A 17,250-nucleotide genomic window follows, 5' to 3' on the forward strand; every position below is an offset into this window, starting at 1 on the left:
GATATAACCAATCGGATGGCGATATCCTGACCAGTACCAAGTTACGTGCCGTTGACTGCACGAAGAGGCCAAATTGAGCTGCCTTACGGAAAGTTATTGTTTGCCTGAATCATATTTGCAGCGGTCGCGTAAATACATGACTCGACTGCGCGCCGCCGGCGTTCAGGTCCCCTTCTTCCCTCCCTCGTTGCGGATCGAACCGATGATCTCGTCGTGCCGCTCGTTGTCGCTCTTGTGCAGATAGCCGGCGGTGGTCGAGATGCTGGCGTGGCCGGCCGTATCCTGCAGGGTCTTGAGCTGCACGCCATTGTTGGCGAGATTGGTGAGCATGCTGTGGCGCAGCCAGTGGGCCGAGGCATGGCGCAGGCTGGCCGCGACGTCGTCCTGGCCCAGGCTGGCCGCCACCCTGGCCGCTTCGGCGAAGACGTTCTTGATCGCTTCGGACGCCGCCTCGTCGGTGAGGCGCGTGACCGCCCTGCTCCGGCTCGACAGCACGAGCGGCGTGCGGTCGGCGCGGGCGGTGACGGGCGGCAGGCCGTAGGCTTCGCGGTAGCTTTGATACGCCTCCAGCATAGCGCTTGGCACCGGCAGGCGGCGCGGCTTGCTGCCCTTGCCGATGACGTCGAGCCACCAGCGGTTCTTGCCTTCGGTATAGATGTCGCCCATGTGTGCGCTCACGAGTTCGTTCAGGCGGGCGCCGGTATGCGCGAAAGCGATCAGCAGGAAGCGGTCGCGCGCACGGCGCCGTGCCGCCGCCGGCGAATCGGGCGCCCGCTTCGACACCGTGTCGACCGCCAGGGCAATGGCTTCCGGCGTCAGGTAACGTGTAATGCGGCTGGCGACCGGCGTGCGCACGTTGCGCACCAGGGCCGCCGGATTGCGGCTCAGGTAGCCGGTCTGTTCGGCAAAGGCGAGCAAGCCCTTGACCGCGATCATGGCCTGGCGCCGGCTGGGGTCGGACAGGGGCCCGGTAAATGGACGGTAGCGCGGATCGCTGCGCGGCCACTTGGTCTTCGAGATCCAGTCGGGCGGCGGGTTGCGCAGGAAGTCCTTGTAGGCGTTCAGGTCGGCGACGTTCAGCTGGGACAGGGTTTTCTTCGCCTCCTCGCGGCACCAGGTCAGGAAACGGAAGAGCTCTTTCTGGCTGTTGGCGACCGACTTCGGGCTCAGTTCGCCATTGCCGATGAATTCGCGCGCGATCTCGGCGTCGGTCTGCGCCTCGGTAATCGGGTCGTCGGCGACGCGGAACATCTTGACGTCGAGCCGCCCGCTGGAGGCATCAGGCGTGCCAGGCACACGCGGTACGAGATCGATGGGAGCGAACTTGGTCATTGGTTCCGTGTAACTGAGTGCAATACTGTGTTTTTATACAGTATAACATGTCGACCCTACAGTGCCCATGCGCTTCCAGCGTGCTACCCTTTCCATATCAAACCACCCGACAGGAGCACCATGCAGACACCAGACCAGCCACTTCGGCTCACTTCCACGGACGCTCTGCTCGTCATCGACATGCAGGTCGACTTCCTCCCTGGCGGCAAGCTGGGCGTACCGGACGGGGACGCCGTGATCGAACCCATCAACGGCTTATTGGCCCTGTTTGCGGGCCAGGATTTGCCGATCTACGCTTCACGCGACTGGCATCCCGCCAACCACTGTTCGTTTGCGCAGCGCGGCGGCCCCTGGCCTCCCCATTGCGTGGCCGAGTCGCCCGGCGCCGCGTTCTCGGAGCGGCTCGCCCTGCCCGCCAGCGCCGTGATCGTCTCGAAGGCCGATACGGAGGACGTCGACGCCTATTCCGCTTTCAACGGCACGGAACTCGCAGCGCACCTGCGCGGGCACGGCGTGCAACGGCTGGTCGTGTGCGGACTGGCGACGGATTACTGTGTCCTGAACACGGTGATCGACGCGCGCGCGAACGGCTTCGAGGTGCTGATCGCGGAGGAAGCGATGCGGGCCGTGGACGTCACTCCCGGCGACGGCGAGCGCGCGATCGCCCGCATGCGCGGACTCGGCGCGCAGTCGTTCAGGCTCGGCGAACTGGCGCCCGTCTGAACGGCAAATAAAAAACCTGGCCGCGGCAGGCGCCGGCGGCCAGGTTTCGGAGGACATGCGCCCGCAGGCGCATTAATATTACTGCGCGTTCAGCTTCGAGCGCGAACGGGCGTAGCCGAAGTACACCGCCAGGCCGATCGCCAGCCAGACGACGAAGGCGACCCAGGTGTGCCAGCTCAGGAAGGACATCAGGGCCAGGCAGAAGATGATGGCCAGGGCCGGCACGACCGGCACGCCCGGGCAGCGGAAGGCGCGGTGCAGGTCCGGGCGCTTCTTGCGCAGGATGATCACGGCCAGCGAGACCAGCGAGAACGCAGCCAGGGTGCCGATGTTGACCAGCTCGGCCAGCACGTCGAGCGGCACGACGGCGGCGATCAGGCCGAAGATGATGCCGACCATCCAGGTCGCGAAGTACGGGGTGCCGTATTTCGGGTGCACGGTCGACAGCTTGGCAGGCAGCAGGCCGTCGCGCGACATCGCGAACAGGATGCGGGTCTGGCCGTAGGCCATCACCAGCATCACGGTGCTCATGCCCAGGATCGCGGCCAGGTCGACGAAGCCGGCGACCCAGTCCTGGCCGGCGTATTTCAGCGCCAGCGAGACCGGATGGTCGACGCCCTTGAACTGCATGAACGGGACGATGCCGGTCATGATGGCGGAAACGATCACGTACAGGACGGTGCACACGGCCAGCGAACCGATGATGCCGATCGGCAGGTCCCTGGTCGGATTCTTGACTTCTTCCGCGGCGGAGGTGACGGCGTCGAAGCCGATGAAGGCGAAGAACACCAGCGCGGCGGCGCTCATCACGCTACCCATGCCGAAAGGCATGAACGGCTGCCAGTTGTCAGGCTTGACGTAGCCGACGCCGACGAAGATGAACAGCAGGACGACGCCGGTCTTGATCAGCACCATGATGTTGTTGACGCGGGCCGACTCGCGCACGCCCAGCGACAGCATCCAGGTCAGGACCATCATGATCAGGAAGGCCGGCAGGTTGAACAGGGTGTCCACGCCGGGTTTTGCGCCCGGGGCCGCGCGCAGCGCTTCCGGCAGCACCACGCCGAAGCCTTCGAGCAGCGACTGGAAATAGCCGGACCAGCCGACGGCGACCGTCGAGGTGGCCAGGCCGTATTCGAGCAGCAGGTCCCAGCCGATCATCCAGGCGACGATTTCGCCTAGGGTCACGTAGGAATAGGTGTAGATCGAGCCGGCCACCGGCACGCTCGACGCGAATTCGGCATAGCACAGCGCCGCGAAGCCGCAGGCGATCGCCGCGATGATGAAGGACAGCGTCAGCGCCGGACCGGCCGTGACCGCGCCGGTACCGGTCAGCACGAAGATACCCGTGCCGACGATGGCCCCGATACCCATGAGGATCAGGTCGGTCGGTCCGAGGACCTTCTTCAGACCGCCAGGCGTGCGGGCGTCCGCCACCATGGTATCGAGATTCTTGGTTCTAAAAAGACTCACTACGTGTTCTCCTGTTTTTTCATAATGTCTCCTCCGGAAAGCCGCCGGATGATTCCGGCCGCCTGTCCGCTCTCCTGCCCCGCTTATTTTTGCCGCGCTCAGAGAGCTACCAACGAAAAGCGCCTGCAGAACCGCCAGGCGCCAATCGACTCGCTACGTCCGCCCGTCCCCATCTCCTGGGCGCGGACGAACAGCATTAACAATAAGCCAGCACGTCCGCATTATTGCTCCGCAACCCCCTGTTCAGCAAGCGCTCATCGGGGCCTGCAGCGTTTTTCAGCCGGCCGGCCAGGCTCGCCTGCGCCAGAGGCATACATACATCAGGAGGTTGATTGCCAGGACGAGGCCGGCGAGCAGGTACTGAATGCCCGGTGTTAGCCAGCCCGGATACAGCAGCCAGCGCAGGTAATACTCGATGAAGCTGCCCTCCACGTCCGCCAGTCCCGCGCGCAGGCGCAGCAGGTTCTCGAGCGCCGTCAGCGGACAGCCGCGCCCGCTCGCTTCGATGTACACGCCCCAGGCGACCGCCGGCAGGTGCAGCCAGAGCAGGCGCGGCCGGCGCAGCACGAGAAAAGCGCCGAACACGACGAACAGCACGAAACCGAGGTGGACCAGCAAGACCAGCACGGCTGCGGCGGCGTACAGCATGATTCAGGCCGGCGTGTCTGCGCTGGCCGCGGCCGCGATGCGCTCGCGTGCAAACTGCGCCAGCGCGCCGATGGCGTTCGCCGCCGAACGCAGGTAGAAGGCCTGCAGGTGGAACACGTGCCAGCGTTCGCGGTGCAGCTCGAAGCGGCAGGACAGGCCGCAGGCCCTGGCATGGGCCACCAGCGCCTGCGCGTCGGGCAGCAGGATCTCCTGCTCGCCCGCCTGGACCAGCATCGGCGGCAGGCCGGACAGGTCGCAGCTCAAAGGATGATGGGCCTCGGCCGCCGGCGGGACGGCATACCAGCCAACGCCCTGGCGCACCCAGTCGGCGCGCACCATCGGGTCGATCGCAGCATTCGGGTAGCCGTCCGGGCCGGGCGGGGGCATGCGCGTCACCGGCGAGATCAGCGCCAGCGCGGCGGGCGCCGCGTCGCCGCGTTCCCGCAGGCGCAGCGCGACGGCCAGCGCCAGCGACGCGCCGGCCGAGTCGCCGGCCAATACGATGCGCGCGGCCGGGATGCCGGCGGCGAGCATGGCGTCGTAGCAGGCTAGCCCGTCGTCGAGCGCGGCGGGATATGGGTGTTCGGGCGCCAGGCGGTAGTCGGGTACCCAGACTGGCAGCGCGGCGTCGCGCGCCATGCGCGAGGTGATGCTGCGGTGCGTTTCCGGGCTGCCCAGGCAGAAGGCACCGCCGTGCAGGTAGAGGATCGCGCCCTGCTCCGCTTGCCTGGGCGTGACGATTTCCACCTCGACGCCGCCGGCCGCGATGCGGCGATAGCCGACGCCGCCCACGCCGGGCATCAGTGGCGCCAGCAGGCGGGCGTAGCGGCGCTGGACGGGGGCGCTGAACGGCGGCCCGATCAGCGGCTTGAAGCAGCTGCGCAGGAACGCGCGCTGGAAGGCGGCACTGGCGCTTTCCACGGGCGAGCGCGGCGCGGCGATGGCGAGGCTGTCGGGGCGGCCAGCCAGGGGCGAAGCGAAGCGGTAGGCGCGCAGGCTGGCGTGGCGGGTCAGCCACCGGTAGCTGAAGGTAAAGCCCGGCCAGTTGGCGCTGTTGCGGCCGTGGCGGTCGAGGTACCAGCTGCGGCAGCCCTGCCAGACGGCGTCGGCCAGGCGTGCATGCAGGCGGGTGTTGAAGCGGCGGTGCGCGCCCGGCTCCACTTCGATCGACGCGGCGCCGGCGGCGAGCAGCGCGCGGCGGCAGCGCATGACGTGTTCCACCTGGCTCTCCAGCATGTAGACGATCGAATTATGACCCAGGTTGGTGTTCGGGCCATACAGCATGAAGAAGTTCGGGAAGCCCGGCACCGTCATCCCGAGATAGGCTTCGGCGCCCTCGCGCCAGGCTTCGTTCAGGTCGCGCCCGCCGCGCCCGCTGATGCGCATCGGCGCCAGGAACTCGGTGGCGGCAAAGCCGGTGCCGTAGATGAGGACGTCGGCCGGGTGGCTGGTGCCGTCCTCGGTCTCGATCCCGCTCGGCGTGACGCGGCGGATGGCCTCGGTGACCAGGCGCACGTCTGGCCGCGCGAAGACGGACAGGTAGTCGTCGCTCAGCAGGATGCGCTTGCAGCCGATCGGGTAGTCGGGCGTCAGGCTCGCGCGCAGCGCCGGGTCGGGCACGTCGCGCGCGAGCATGCGCTGGAAGGGCCGGCCGACGGCAAGCGACAGGATCGCCTTCATGCGGGTGAAGGCCAGCGCGCGCGCTTCGTATTTGACGTAGATGAGGCCCCGGTGCAGGCGCATCGCCGGCGGCAGGCGCCGGAACAGGGCCTGCTCCCAGGGGCGATAGGCGCGGTCGCAGCGCGGGATCATGTAGGACGGCGAACGCTGGAATACGGTCAACCCTCCTGTCTCGCCCGCGATCGCCGGGACGAACTGGGTGGCCGAGGCGCCGGTGCCGATCACCGCCACGCGCTTGCCCGCCAATGACACGGCATGGTCCCAGCGCGCCGAATGAAAGGCCGGGCCGCGGAAGCTGTCGATGCCCGGCAGGCGCGGCAGCAGCGGCCGGCTCAGCAGGCCGGTCGCGCTCACCAGCATCCGCGCCAGCATGCGATCGCCGCCCGCCAGGCTGACTTCCCACAGCGCGCGGACTTCGTCGTAGCGGGCCCCGGCGACTTCCGTGCGGTAGCGCAGATGGGCGCCAAGCCCGAAGCGGCGCACGCAGTCCTGCAGGTAGGCGTGGATCTCGCCCTGGCGGGCGAAGCTGTGCGTCCAGTCGGGCTTGGGGGCGAAGGAAAACGAGTACAGGTGCGAGGGCACGTCGCAGGCGGCGCCGGGATAGGTGTTGTCGCGCCAGACCCCGCCCGGCCCGACACCCTTTTCCAGGATCAGGAAGTCCTCGACGCCGGCCCGGCGCAGCGCCACCCCCATGCAGATGCCGCCGAAGCCGGCGCCGATGACGATCGCCTCGCGGATCGTCAGGCTGGCGTCTTCGGATGGTGGGGGCAGGTTTGTCATCGGGCGTCTCCTCGGCGAATGAAACAATGATTCCAATTCGCAACAATACACGAGGAAACCCTGCGTGGACCGGTTTCGGTCGCAGGCGGACCGCGCTTTATGCCGGGCGCATGCGCTGCACTCCTACAGGCGCACGCAACACGCGCCGATGGTGTTAATAATGCTCGTCTTCATAATGGAGCAGACGACATTTCAGGAGACCATGATGGCTACGCAGACATCCAGTAACGCAACGCCACCGTCGGACGACGCGACCGTCGGCCTGGGCGGCGCCACGAGCGGCCAGGCGGGCGCCACGCCGACGCATGAAACCCAGCAGGAAACCGGCGGCAGCGGCGGCGACCAGCTGACGCACAGCACCGGCGAGATCGACAAGGCGCCGGGCAGCGTGCCGCAGCCGACGCCCGATGCGCCGCAGACGATGCCGCAGACCGTGCCCGATCCGGACGGCAGCGCCATGCAAAGCGGCGCGCGCGGTGCCCAGGACACGCGCGGCAACCAGGCCGGCGGCACCGGGACCGGACTCGGCACCCCGGAAACGGGCGCCAACCAGTCCGAGGAGGACTTGCCGCCCGCACGCTGAGGCGGGGGAAGCCGGGCGTAGCAGCCCGGCGACTTCAGACTCAGGCGTCCAGCTTGATCGTCCCGTGCTCCCCCGGATCGACGTCCGGCGTGGTGCCGGTGACGGCCGCCTTGGCCATCTGGAACAGGCGCACCATCTTGCTGTCGTTCGAATCCCAGTACTCGGCGCTGTGCGGGGCGACGCGCACCAGCACCACGTGCTCGTCGTCCGGGCCGTGCGGGAACCAGGCCTGCACCATCGGGTTCCAGAGGGCGTGGATGCGTGCGCGGTCGACCACGCGCTCGGCGGTGCCGCTGATCGACACGTACAGGCTGTCGTCGGGCTGGGCGAAGCTGACGTTGACTTCGGGCTGGACGGCGATGTTCTGCCACAGCGGCGTGTGGATCGACGTGTAGAACCAGAGACCGCCCTGGTCGTCGGTCTCCTGGTTGGTCATCGGGTGGCTGATCAGGTGGCCGTGCTCGTCGACGGTAGTGAACATCGCGAAGCGCATCGAACGGATCTTGTCCGCCAGCGCGGCCGCCTGGGTCGAAGCAGTCGTCATGGACATGGTGTTTCCTTGTGATGAGTGAGGATTGGTGAGCCCTCATCCTAGGCCTTGCGGGCGCAACGCTCCGTGCGGCGCCGAACGCAGGCGCCGCACCCAGGCCTGCGCCCCTACCCGAGCCTGCCCGCCACCTCCGGCTGGTAGCGCCCCGGCACCAGGATGCCGGCCGGATCGAGCGCCGCCTTGAGCGCGCCGACGGTGCGCCAGTAGCTGTCGCCCTGCGGGTCGAGCCGGCCCATGGCCTGGTTGCCGACCCGGTAGGGAATGTAGCCGGCCTCGAACATGCGTTCGAAGACCTCGTCGTGGCAGGCGCGGGCGCGCGCGGTTTCCTCGGGATCGTCCTTGTCGTAGGCCACCGTCAGCACGCCGCCCAGGGTGCGCTCGTTGACCATGCTGAAGGTGGCGAACAGGTCGAAGCCGTATTTGTCGAAGCTGGCCTGGGCCAGCGCGTGCACCGCCAGCATGTCCTCGCCGCCCAGCGGCAGCATGGGCGAGACCCAGAGCAGGCCGCAGCCGTCGCGTGCCGGGTCGGCCCGTTCGGGAAAGCCTTGCGGCAGGCCGGCGCGGCGGCGCCAGTAGGCCCCGGCCAAAAAGCGGCCGTTCGGCACGCCGCGGTTCATGGCGAACAGCGATTCGCCCAGCGCCACCCTCGCGCGCAGGCGCCGTCCCGCGCAGCTGTCGCCGAGCAGGCGTGCGGCGAACGCGCCGGCGCGCAGGCTGCGCTCGGTGATGAAGCGCGGCGTAGCGGCGGTGCCGCGCAAAGCCTTGCGCAAGGCGCTGCGGGCCGCCGCCACCTGCGCCGCGCTGCCATAGAGCGCCCCCGACACGCTCCAGGCGCCGACGCCGGCCTGCGCGCGCAGCGCCGTGCGCATGTCCTCGGGCAGGCGCGCGCCCATCGGGACTTTGTCGCGAGGGAAGACGCCGCCGCCGGACAGCACGCGCATGTCGTTCCCGATGTGCAGGATGCTGCGCAGCGTGCCGTCCAGACGCAGGGGGCGCAGCGCGTCGACCACGGGCGCGATGTCGGCGTGGCGCGGCACGCTGCAGATGAAGTGGTTGACGCATTCGGCCTGCGGCATCAGCCAGATGCCGAGGCGGGTCACGATGCCCATGTTCGATTGGGTGAACAGGCCGTCGAGGAAGGGGCCGACGCCGTAGGGGAACAGGTGGGTCGTGCGCGACTGGGCGTAATGGCCGAAGCCGGTCTCGAGCAGCTCGCCGCTGGCCAGCACCACCTGCATGCCGGCCACGTGCTGCAGGCGGTTGCCGTAGGGCGAGTGGCCGAAGCCGCGCTCCATGATGTTGCCGATATAGCTGGTGTCCGGCCCGGCGCCGGTGCAATCGGCCCACAGGGGAATATCGCGGTCGCGCAGGTAGTCCGACAGCTGGCGCTGGGTGACGCCCGGTTCGATCACGGCATAGGCTAGTTCGCGGTCGACGTGGACGATGCGGTTCATGCGCGACAGGTCGAGGATCAGCTGGCCCGCGCCGAGCGCACAGGCGTCGCCGTAGCCCCAGTTCTTGCCGGTACTGATCGGATACACGGGCAGGCGCCAGTGCGCGGCGATCCTGGTGATCGCAGCGACCTCGGACGCGTTGGCCGGGCGCACCAGGGCCAGCGGCAGGACCGGACGCGCCGCCGTGCTGCGGCTGTAGCGCTCGCGCGTGGCTTCGTCGCAGAGAAGATTGGCGCTGCCGACCGCCTGCGCCAGTTCGGCCAGCGCATCGAGATGACTATCCTGCGGCAGATCGTTCAATTGGCTCATGCCCACTCCCCTCCCCGGCACAGCGCGGCCAGGCGCGCACTGATGGCCGGCTCCTCGCCGGCGGCAAAGAAATGCGAATAAAAGGAGCGCTCGCCGGCCTGCTGGGCGCCGCTGCCGCCCCATTTGCGGATCTGGGCGCCCATCTCGTCGAGCGGCAGGCGCAGCAGCACCGCAGGCGCGCCGACCCGGCTGCAGGTGCGCTCGCCGCCGAAGATGTCGAAGCCGAGCATGCGCTGGTAAAAGGCGACGTGGCGCGGATTGACCTCGATGACGTAGTCGCTGTAGCCATGCAGTTCGTGCGCATACAGGTAGGAGATGTGGATCAGGGCGGCGAAGACGCGCTTCGACATGCCGGCATCGATCGCCAGGCGCGAAGGCTCGCACAGGCGCCGGCCCTGGCGCCGCAGCAGGTCGAGGCGGTCGCGGAAGTGCTCGTCGGCGGGCAAGGCATCGGCCTTGTCCAGCCACAGGCTCATGGTGCCGACCAGTTCGCCGCCCGTCTCGGCGTACAGGGTCACCTTGTCGGCGGCGCTGCGCTCGCCCGCCTCGAAGGCATAGCCGCGCCAGGCATACATGCGCCGCACCAGGGCGCCGCTGTCGGCGTGGTGGCCGGCCGACAGCGCGACGCGGACGTTGAAGCGCTGGGGTTCGCTGCGCGGCCGCGCGGCACCCGCTGGCGCCGCTGGGGGCGCCTCGAAGGATGCGATGGGCATTTCGTCTACCAACATACTGTCTCCTTTAATAACCGTCCCGCCGTCGGTGGCGAAAACGTCATGAATCCATTCAGACAGGGTCAGCAGTAGGCCGGTTCCCGGGGTTGCGGCCTGATCCTTACCATCTGAACATGGATCAAGCTTGGAAGAAATTTGTCGCAATCACTGTTCGAATTGCGTGGGTGTCCAAGGACATTTCGCTCAGGCACAAGGTGCTTTGACGGGTATCAACTGGAAAAAGGGTTGCGCGGTGCGCTCCACGCGCGGCCATATAATGGACATTTACAGCGTCGACATTTCCAGCGCCGGCGCTGCCAGCCGCCGTGCGTGCAGGATTTCATCGGAGAATGCCCATGTGCTTCGCCCACCGTCCCCGGCCGGCCCGGCCACAGCAGCTTGTATTCGCCGTTTCGCCCGCTTCCGCCCGCCCATGAGTTCCCCCAGCCTTCTTGCGCGCCTGGATCCAGGCGCCGTCCGCCATGGGTAATCGCCCCCTCGCCGCGATGAGCGCGGCCTTTGCGCCGCCGCGCCTGGTTGCCCACGTCGTCAACCGCCTCGATGACGGCGGCGCCGGCAACGGCCTGCTCGACCTGATCGCCCACATGCCGGGCGACCGCTACCGCCACGCCGTCCTCTGCCTGGGCGAGGACGGCATCTACCATGCGGACCTGCGCGAACAGGGCGTCGAGGTGATCGACCTGCACCGGCGCGGCGCCGCCGGCGCGGGGCGCTTCAACCCCGGCCTGGTGCTGCGCATGGTGCGCACCCTGCGCGTGCTGCGGCCCGACGTCGTCCATACGCGCGACCTGGGCGGCCTCGAAGGCCAGCTGGCGGCGGCGCTGGCGGGCGTGCGCCTGCGGGTGCATGGCGAATATGGACGGGATGACGGGCGCGCGTTCGGCCGGGACCATGAGTACGGGTGCGAATATGGACTGGCAGCCGCCGAACCGCGCCGCGCCCGGCCGACCAGCCTGCTGCGCCGGATGCTGCGCCCGCTGGTCGGCCACTACATTGCCGCCAGCGCGGAGCAGGAACGCTGGCTGATCGAACAGGTCGGGGCCGCGCCCTCGCGCGTCTCGCACATCTCGAACGGCGTCGACAGCCTGCAATTCCACCCGCGCCTGGGTCCGCACGCGACCGTCGGGCCCGAGGGCTTCATGCGCGACGACGCCTTCGTGATCGGCAGCGTCGGGCGCATGGACGACGCCAAGAACGACGTCACCCTGGTCGAATCCTTCCTGCGCCTGATCTCCTCGCCCCACGCGGCGCACGGGAGGCTGCGCCTGCTGATGGTGGGCGACGGGCCGCTTCGGGCCGAGTGCCAGGCCATGCTCGAACGCGCCGGCGCCGGACACCGCGCCTGGCTGCCGGGCGAGCGGCTCGATACCGCGCAATTGATGCGGGCGATGGATTTGATGGTGCTGCCGGCGCTGGCCGAAGGCAAGGGCAAGGTGCTGCTGGAAGCGATGGCGACCGGCCTGCCGGTGGTGGCGACCTCGGTCGGCGTGCACAAGGAACTGGTCCAGCCCGGACTGACCGGCATCCTGGTGCCGCCGCTGTCGCCGGACGTGATGGCGGCGGCGATTGCCGATTATTGCCGGATTCCCGAGATGGGCGCGCGCCACGGCGCCCGCGCGCGCGGCCAGGTAATCGCGCATCACAGCCTGCCGGCGATGGCGCGTAGCTACCTGGCGGTGTACGACGGGCTGGCCGGCGGGGAGCCCGGGCCTCGCCCGGGTTCAGCCGCTGGCCAGCGCGGCGGCGCCTGGTAAGGGGACGGCGCGCTCTGGCCCGCGCCGGAATTCGTCGCGCCGGCCGCGCGCCAGCCAGCCTTCCAGCATCATCAGGCGCCACACGGTCTGGCCGTGGGCAGCCGGGTCTTCCGGCAGGCGGCGCGCCAGCAGCAGGTCGAGAAAATCGCGGCGCAGGATGCGGCGGCCGGCCAGGTCGGACAGGCTGTCGTAGGCCAGCGCGCGCAGGCGGGCGTCGCCCTGCAGCCAGTGGCCGAAAGGCAGGACGGATTTCCCGGACGCGGCGGCCGCCGCGCCCACTTCACGCAGGGCCTGCGCAAACAGGCGGCGCGGCCCGCGCCCGAGCTTGTGGCGCGGCGCCAGGCGCGCCGCCATGGCGACCACCGCATCGTCAAGGAACGGCAGCACCGGTTCCAGCTGCGAGGCTGCGCAGGCCGCGGCGAAGCCTGGAACGACGCGGCACGGCAGGTCGCCCTGCAAGGCCAGGTCGACCGCGCGGTTGGCCGGGCTGCGGGCCTGGGCCAGCCACCAGGCTTCCTCCTGGCGCGCGGCGGGCAGCTCGGGATCGAGCAGCTCGAGGAAATCCGGCTCGAACATCGCGGCGGTGCCGTAGGCCAGCAGCGGATTGCGGCGGCGCAGCCGGTCCAGCGGCGGCGCCATCGCGAGTTCGATGCGGGTACGCACCCGCTCGAAAGTGCCGGGCAGGCGCGCGCCCAGCCCGAACAGCAGCGGTTCGATCGCCAGCTGGCGCAGCGCGGCGGGCAGGCGTTCGTAGCGGTTGGTGCGGGCCAGGCCGGCATAGCGCCCGCGCCCGAACAGGTCGGCGGCGCCAAAGGCGCCGTGCAGGCGCGTGCAGCCATCCTCGCGCGCCATGCGCGCCGCGAACAGCATCGCCACCGCGCCCGGATCGCCGCAAGGGGCGTCGCAGGCCTGGGTCAGGACCGTGACGGCGTCGGCGACGTCGTCCGAATCCAGCGTCTGGTCGCGATGGCGGCTGCCGGCCTTGCGTGCGGCGGCGCGGGCACCGGCCAGCATGCGCGCGCCGCCGCTGCCGAAACCGACTGCATAGCTGCGCAGCGGGTGCGCGGCGCCGCGCTGCAGCAGCGTCGCCAGTAAAGCGCTCGCGGGGCCGCCGCCCAGCATCATGGCCGTGCCGGCATGTTCGCCGCCTCCATCGATCGCGCAGGACAGCGCGTCCAGCAGTTCCGTGTGCGGCGCCTGTTCGGCGGCGTGCTCGGTATAGCGCATGCGCCAGTAGCGGATGCGCTCGACCCGGCCCCCGTGCAGGTGCAGGCATTCGCCCGGCGCCAGGCGGCGCTGGCCGGCGAACATCGATCCCGGCCCATGCACCGCGTGCAGGTAGAGGTAGTCGTACACGGCCTGGGCATCGAGTTCGCGCCCGGCGCCGGGATGGCGCGCCAGGGCTTCGCTGCTGCTCGCGAACAGCAGGCTGCGTCCCGCCATCTGCCAGTACAGCGGCCGCGTCGCGCAGCGGTCGACGGCCAGCAAGCCTTCGCCGCGCCGCTCGTCCAGCAGCGCAAAGGCGAAGTGGCCCGACAGCGCCGCGCAGGCACGCGCGCCGTGGGTGCGCCACAGACGCGCCAGGGCTTCCACCCGCTCGCCCCAGTGCACGATCAGCAGTCCGTCCTGGTGATACAGGCTCGCTTCTTCAGGCCCTGCGGCCAGCGCCACCGCGCCCAGGCCGTGGCTGGCGCAGCGCAGGGAGCGGCCGGCGGCGAAAGGCGCCGCCATGTCCTCGACCGGCAGCGCCGCCGGTTCGGTCGATACCCATCCGCACAGGCCGCTCATGGCGCGACCTCGGCGAACAGCGGCGCCAGTTCCCCCGCCAGCAGCGCGCGGTCGATCTGGCCGTCGCGGGCCCGCGGCAGCGGCGCGCGGCGCACGTCGACCATCGCCGGCAGCATGTGCTGCGGCAGCCGCGCGCGGCAGGCGCCGAACAGGATGGTGGAATCGAGCCGGGCGCCGGGCCGCGGCGTTGCCAGTACGGCGATCACCTGCCCCAGCACCGGATGGGCGACGCCGACCGCCGCCGCTTCGGCCACCAGGCCGGTGCCGACCACGACCTTCTCGACCTCGCGGCCGCTGATCCGGTAGCCGCCGCTGACGATGATCTCGTTGCGGCTCTCGGCCAGGTAGAGGTAGCCGTCGAGGTCCTTGCGCGCGCTGACGCCGGGCCAGTAGCCGGTCTCGCTGCCGAGATGGCGGCCGGCCGAGCCTGCGGCCGGCGGCAGGAAGCGGAACTGCTCGCTGCCGGCCTGCGGATCGTTCCAGTAGCCGAGCGGCACCAGCGCGCCGCGCCGCACCAGTTCGCCCGCTTCGCCCGGCGCGCACTCGCGCCCGTCCGCGCGCAGCACCAGCCATTCGGAATACGGCGTTGCGCGCCCGATCGAGCCGGGGCGTTCCTCGAGCTGGGCCGGCATCAGGCTGGTCGAGCGGCAGGCCTCGCCGATGTCGTATAGCAGGTGCATGCGGGTATGCGGCAACCGGGCGCGCACCGTGCCCAGGGCTTCGCGCCCAATGCCGCCGCCGGCGCAGGCAGCGGTACGCAGGCACTCGGCGGCGCGCGCCAGGTCGTGCTGCACCAGGCCCTCCCAGGTCGCCGGCAGCGCGGACAGGGCCGTGATGTCGCCGCCGGCCAACAGCTTGGCAAGCGCCGCTGGTTCGGCCGGCGCCGCCGCATCCAGCACGACGGTGGCGCCGGCTGCAAGACCTGCCAGCAAGGCGTTCAGGCCATAGTCGCCATGCAGCGGCAGTGCGGCCAGCAGGCGGTCGCCGGGCTTGATGCCGAGGCAGCGCGCGGTCGACGCGGCGCCGGCGACCAGGTTGCGGTGCGACAGCGCCGTGCCGCGCACGCCGGCACCCGGCTGCTTGCCGCCGGCGGTGTAGACCAGGGCCGCGAGCGTGGCCGCCGTCGCCGCCGGCTGCGTGCCGGCAGCGCTCGACGCGAGGAAGGCATCCCAGGCTTGCACGGGCAGCGCGCCCGTCCGCGGCGTGCCGGCACTGTGCACGACCACGCTGCGCAGCGAGGGGCAGTTGCCCAGCGCGCCGCCCAGGAAATCGTAACGCTGGGCGTCCGTCACCAGCAGGCGCGCGCCGCAGTCGCGCAGGATGGCGGCGCAGGCGGCGCTATCGAGGTCCGGGTCGATCGGAACGAAGGCGCATCCGGCCTGCGCCGCGCCGAGCAGCGCGGCCACCGCAGGCGTGCATGCCGGCAGACAGACGGCGACGCGCTCGCCGTCGCCGATGCCCGCAGCCCGCAAGGCGCCGGCGAAAGCGGCGACCGCACTCGCCAGCCCGGCGTAGCTGATGCGTTCGGCGCCGTGGCGCAGGGCGGCGGCTTGCGGCGTCCAGAGGGCCGCCTCTTCCACCAGTTCATGTGCCAGCTGGGCCATTTTTTTCTCCGATCTTGCTCAACGCAAAGATCCATGATTGAGAAAAACTGAATGCTGGTCATTGACTAGGATCAATGGAAATTGCTCGCCCACAGCTGTGTCGGCGCAACACCCGTATACGGGGCAGGTGTCAAATTGACATAAATACATGATCGTAAAACCGACAAACCGGTCTCGACACGCCTGAAGGCCTGTCGCGGCCCTTGAGTGCAGGAGACCGCAGCCATGAATGCTCCGCTGCTGACCACGCCGCGCGTGGAACCGTTTTTCTTCGATGCCGAGCCGGGCACGCGCTTCAGCCTGTACCACGCGCCGAATCCCCACGTCGCGCCGCGCGGCGCCATCCTCTACGTCCACCCCTTCGCCGGGGAACTGAGCCGGACGCGGCGCATGGCGGCGCTGCAGTCGCGCGCCTTTGCCGCGCTCGGGTACGCGGTGCTGCAGATCGACCTGTTCGGCTGCGGCGACAGCTGCGGCGAATTCAATGCGGGGCGCTGGCAGATCTGGCATGAGGACCTGGTGCTGGCGGCTAACTGGCTGGCCGAGCGCGGCAGCGGTCCGCTGACCCTGTGGGGCCTGCGCCTGGGCGGCCTGCTCGCGCTCGATGCGGCGGCCCGTCTCGACGCCCGCTGCGTCCTGCTGTGGCAACCCTTCATGAGCGGGCGCGCCTGCATCAACCAGTTCCTGCGCCTGTCCGAGCAGTTGCAGGACCCGGCGCCCGGCGCGCCGCGCAGTACGGCGGCCCTGCGCGCCCAGCTGGCCGTGCACGGCGCGATCGAGGTCGGCGGCTTCGAGGTGGCGGTGCCGCTGGTGAAAGCCATCGATGCCTGCGATGCGGCGCACGTGGTCTTGCCGCCCTGTCCGGTGCACTGGTTCGCCTACGGCGGGCCGGCGCCGACCAAGCTCGCGGCCAGCGCGGCGCGCCTGGCCGAACGCTGGCGCCGGTCTGGGGCCAGCCTGCACTTCCATCCGCTCGAGGGTTCGCCCCTCTGGAGCGGCGACGGCAAACTCGATTGTCCGAGCCTGCGCGCCGCCACCTGCGCCCTGTTTTCAGGAGAACCGGCATGAAAATCGAACAGCGCGCCTTGCGCTTCCACTGCGCCGGCAACGCCCTGATCGGGATCGTCGACGTGCCCGAGCGTCCGCTGGTGCGCGGCATGCTGATCCTCACCGACAGCAGCCAGTACCGCGCCGGGAGCCACCGCCAGTTCACGCTGCTCTCGCGCTTGCTGGCTGCACGCGGCGTGGCCGTGATGCGTTTCGACCGCGCCGGCGCCGGCGACAGCGAAGGCATGCGCGCCCCGCAGGGCGTGGAGGACATCGGCGCGGCGATGAAAGAATTTTTCATTCACGTGCCCGAAATGAAAGAATCTGTCATCCTCGCGCCGGGCGATGCGGCCGGCGCGGCGGCGCTGTACGCGGCGGGCGACGCGCGCGTGACGGGCCTGGCCCTGCTCGATCCGCTGCTGCCGGTCGTCGCCACCGGTGCGCCGGCGCCGGCCCTGCGCTACGGTCCGCGCTCGGCGGCCGACCGCCTGTTCCGGCGCGCCGCGGCTTTTCGCCGCGCCGCCAGCCGGGTGGTCGGGCGCCCGGTCAGCCGGGAATCCCAGACCCCGAGCGTGCCGCCCGCGCTGGCCCAGGCGCTGGGCGGTTTCGGCGGCCGTGTGCTGCTGGTCTGCGGCGGCCCCAAGTCCGGCAACCTGGATGCGGCGCGCGCACTGGAAGGCCAGCATCCGCGCAGCCGCCGCGTCGAGATCGCCCACGCCGGACCCGACACCCGCCGCAGTGCCTGGCGCGATGCCGTCGCCTTTGCCTGTGCAGGCTGGCTCGGCTCCTGGTAA

Annotated in this window: 14 protein-coding genes; 5 read left to right on the forward strand and 9 right to left on the reverse strand. The window is 69.9% G+C overall.

Annotated features, from left to right (window positions below; all coding sequences use genetic code 11):
* Positions 1-162 precede the first annotated feature (162 nt).
* Positions 163-1,332: a tyrosine-type recombinase/integrase gene (locus ACFPQ5_RS09625; RefSeq protein WP_379754149.1), complete on the reverse strand. Its 1,170-nt coding sequence runs from the start codon at positions 1,330-1,332 to the stop codon at positions 163-165.
* A gap of 120 nt (positions 1,333-1,452) precedes the next feature.
* Here ACFPQ5_RS09625 and ACFPQ5_RS09630 point away from each other — a divergent pair, with 120 nt between their 5' ends.
* Complete coding sequence (locus tag ACFPQ5_RS09630; protein ID WP_379754152.1) at positions 1,453-2,055, forward strand: nicotinamidase; 603 nt, start codon at positions 1,453-1,455, stop codon at positions 2,053-2,055.
* Positions 2,056-2,133: 78 nt separating this feature from the next.
* Here ACFPQ5_RS09630 and ACFPQ5_RS09635 read toward each other — a convergent pair whose 3' ends face one another.
* The 3 genes from ACFPQ5_RS09635 to ACFPQ5_RS09645 all read right to left on the reverse strand — a co-directional run bounded on the left by ACFPQ5_RS09635 (position 2,134) and on the right by ACFPQ5_RS09645 (position 6,636).
* Positions 2,134-3,528, reverse strand: coding sequence for an amino acid permease (locus ACFPQ5_RS09635; RefSeq protein ID WP_379754155.1), 1,395 nt, complete (start codon positions 3,526-3,528; stop codon positions 2,134-2,136).
* A 276-nt stretch (positions 3,529-3,804) separates the two neighbouring features.
* Positions 3,805-4,176, reverse strand: a complete 372-nt coding sequence (locus ACFPQ5_RS09640; protein ID WP_379754158.1) for a DUF2784 domain-containing protein — start codon at positions 4,174-4,176, stop codon at positions 3,805-3,807.
* A 3-nt stretch (positions 4,177-4,179) separates the two neighbouring features.
* Positions 4,180-6,636, reverse strand: a complete 2,457-nt coding sequence (locus ACFPQ5_RS09645) for a flavin-containing monooxygenase (protein WP_379754161.1) — start codon at positions 6,634-6,636, stop codon at positions 4,180-4,182.
* 205 nt (positions 6,637-6,841) lie between these two features.
* Between ACFPQ5_RS09645 and ACFPQ5_RS09650 the strand changes: the two genes are divergently transcribed.
* Positions 6,842-7,219: a hypothetical protein gene (locus ACFPQ5_RS09650; RefSeq protein ID WP_379754164.1), complete on the forward strand. Its 378-nt coding sequence runs from the start codon at positions 6,842-6,844 to the stop codon at positions 7,217-7,219.
* A gap of 40 nt (positions 7,220-7,259) precedes the next feature.
* On the opposite strand, the gene ACFPQ5_RS09655 is transcribed toward ACFPQ5_RS09650, so the two are convergent.
* From ACFPQ5_RS09655 to ACFPQ5_RS09665, 3 genes are all read right to left on the reverse strand, one after another.
* Positions 7,260-7,769, reverse strand: coding sequence for a pyridoxamine 5'-phosphate oxidase family protein (locus ACFPQ5_RS09655; RefSeq protein WP_379754167.1), 510 nt, complete (start codon positions 7,767-7,769; stop codon positions 7,260-7,262).
* Positions 7,770-7,876: 107 nt separating this feature from the next.
* Positions 7,877-9,532 (reverse strand): FAD-binding oxidoreductase, encoded by a 1,656-nt coding sequence (locus ACFPQ5_RS09660; protein ID WP_379754170.1) that lies wholly within the window; start codon positions 9,530-9,532, stop codon positions 7,877-7,879.
* On the reverse strand, positions 9,529-10,260 hold the full coding sequence (locus ACFPQ5_RS09665; RefSeq protein WP_379754173.1) for an N-acyl amino acid synthase FeeM domain-containing protein: 732 nt from the start codon (positions 10,258-10,260) through the stop codon (positions 9,529-9,531). Before ACFPQ5_RS09665 ends, ACFPQ5_RS09660 begins: the two co-directional genes overlap by 4 nt.
* 464 nt (positions 10,261-10,724) lie before the next feature.
* Here ACFPQ5_RS09665 and ACFPQ5_RS09670 point away from each other — a divergent pair, with 464 nt between their 5' ends.
* Positions 10,725-12,017, forward strand: a complete 1,293-nt coding sequence (locus ACFPQ5_RS09670) for a glycosyltransferase (protein ID WP_379754176.1) — start codon at positions 10,725-10,727, stop codon at positions 12,015-12,017.
* On the opposite strand, the gene ACFPQ5_RS09675 is transcribed toward ACFPQ5_RS09670, so the two are convergent.
* A complete protein-coding gene (locus ACFPQ5_RS09675; RefSeq protein WP_379754179.1) occupies positions 11,985-13,805 on the reverse strand; it encodes an asparagine synthase-related protein in 1,821 nt (606 codons plus the stop codon). The genes ACFPQ5_RS09670 and ACFPQ5_RS09675 overlap by 33 nt on opposite strands.
* Positions 13,802-15,409 carry an AMP-binding protein gene (locus tag ACFPQ5_RS09680; RefSeq protein ID WP_379754182.1) on the reverse strand — a complete coding sequence of 536 codons (1,608 nt, stop codon included), beginning with the start codon at positions 15,407-15,409 and terminating at the stop codon, positions 13,802-13,804. The genes ACFPQ5_RS09675 and ACFPQ5_RS09680 overlap by 4 nt, the downstream gene beginning before the upstream one ends.
* A 225-nt stretch (positions 15,410-15,634) precedes the next feature.
* Here ACFPQ5_RS09680 and ACFPQ5_RS09685 point away from each other — a divergent pair, with 225 nt between their 5' ends.
* Entirely contained in the window at positions 15,635-16,477 is an 843-nt protein-coding gene (locus ACFPQ5_RS09685) for a hydrolase 2, exosortase A system-associated (protein ID WP_379754185.1), read from the forward strand.
* Positions 16,474-17,250, forward strand: coding sequence for an alpha/beta hydrolase family protein (locus ACFPQ5_RS09690; protein ID WP_379754188.1), 777 nt, complete (start codon positions 16,474-16,476; stop codon positions 17,248-17,250). Before ACFPQ5_RS09685 ends, ACFPQ5_RS09690 begins: the two co-directional genes overlap by 4 nt.

This window comes from Massilia suwonensis (assembly GCF_042655665.1).
In the GTDB taxonomy this organism is placed as follows: Bacteria; Pseudomonadota; Gammaproteobacteria; order Burkholderiales; family Burkholderiaceae_D; genus Telluria; species Telluria suwonensis.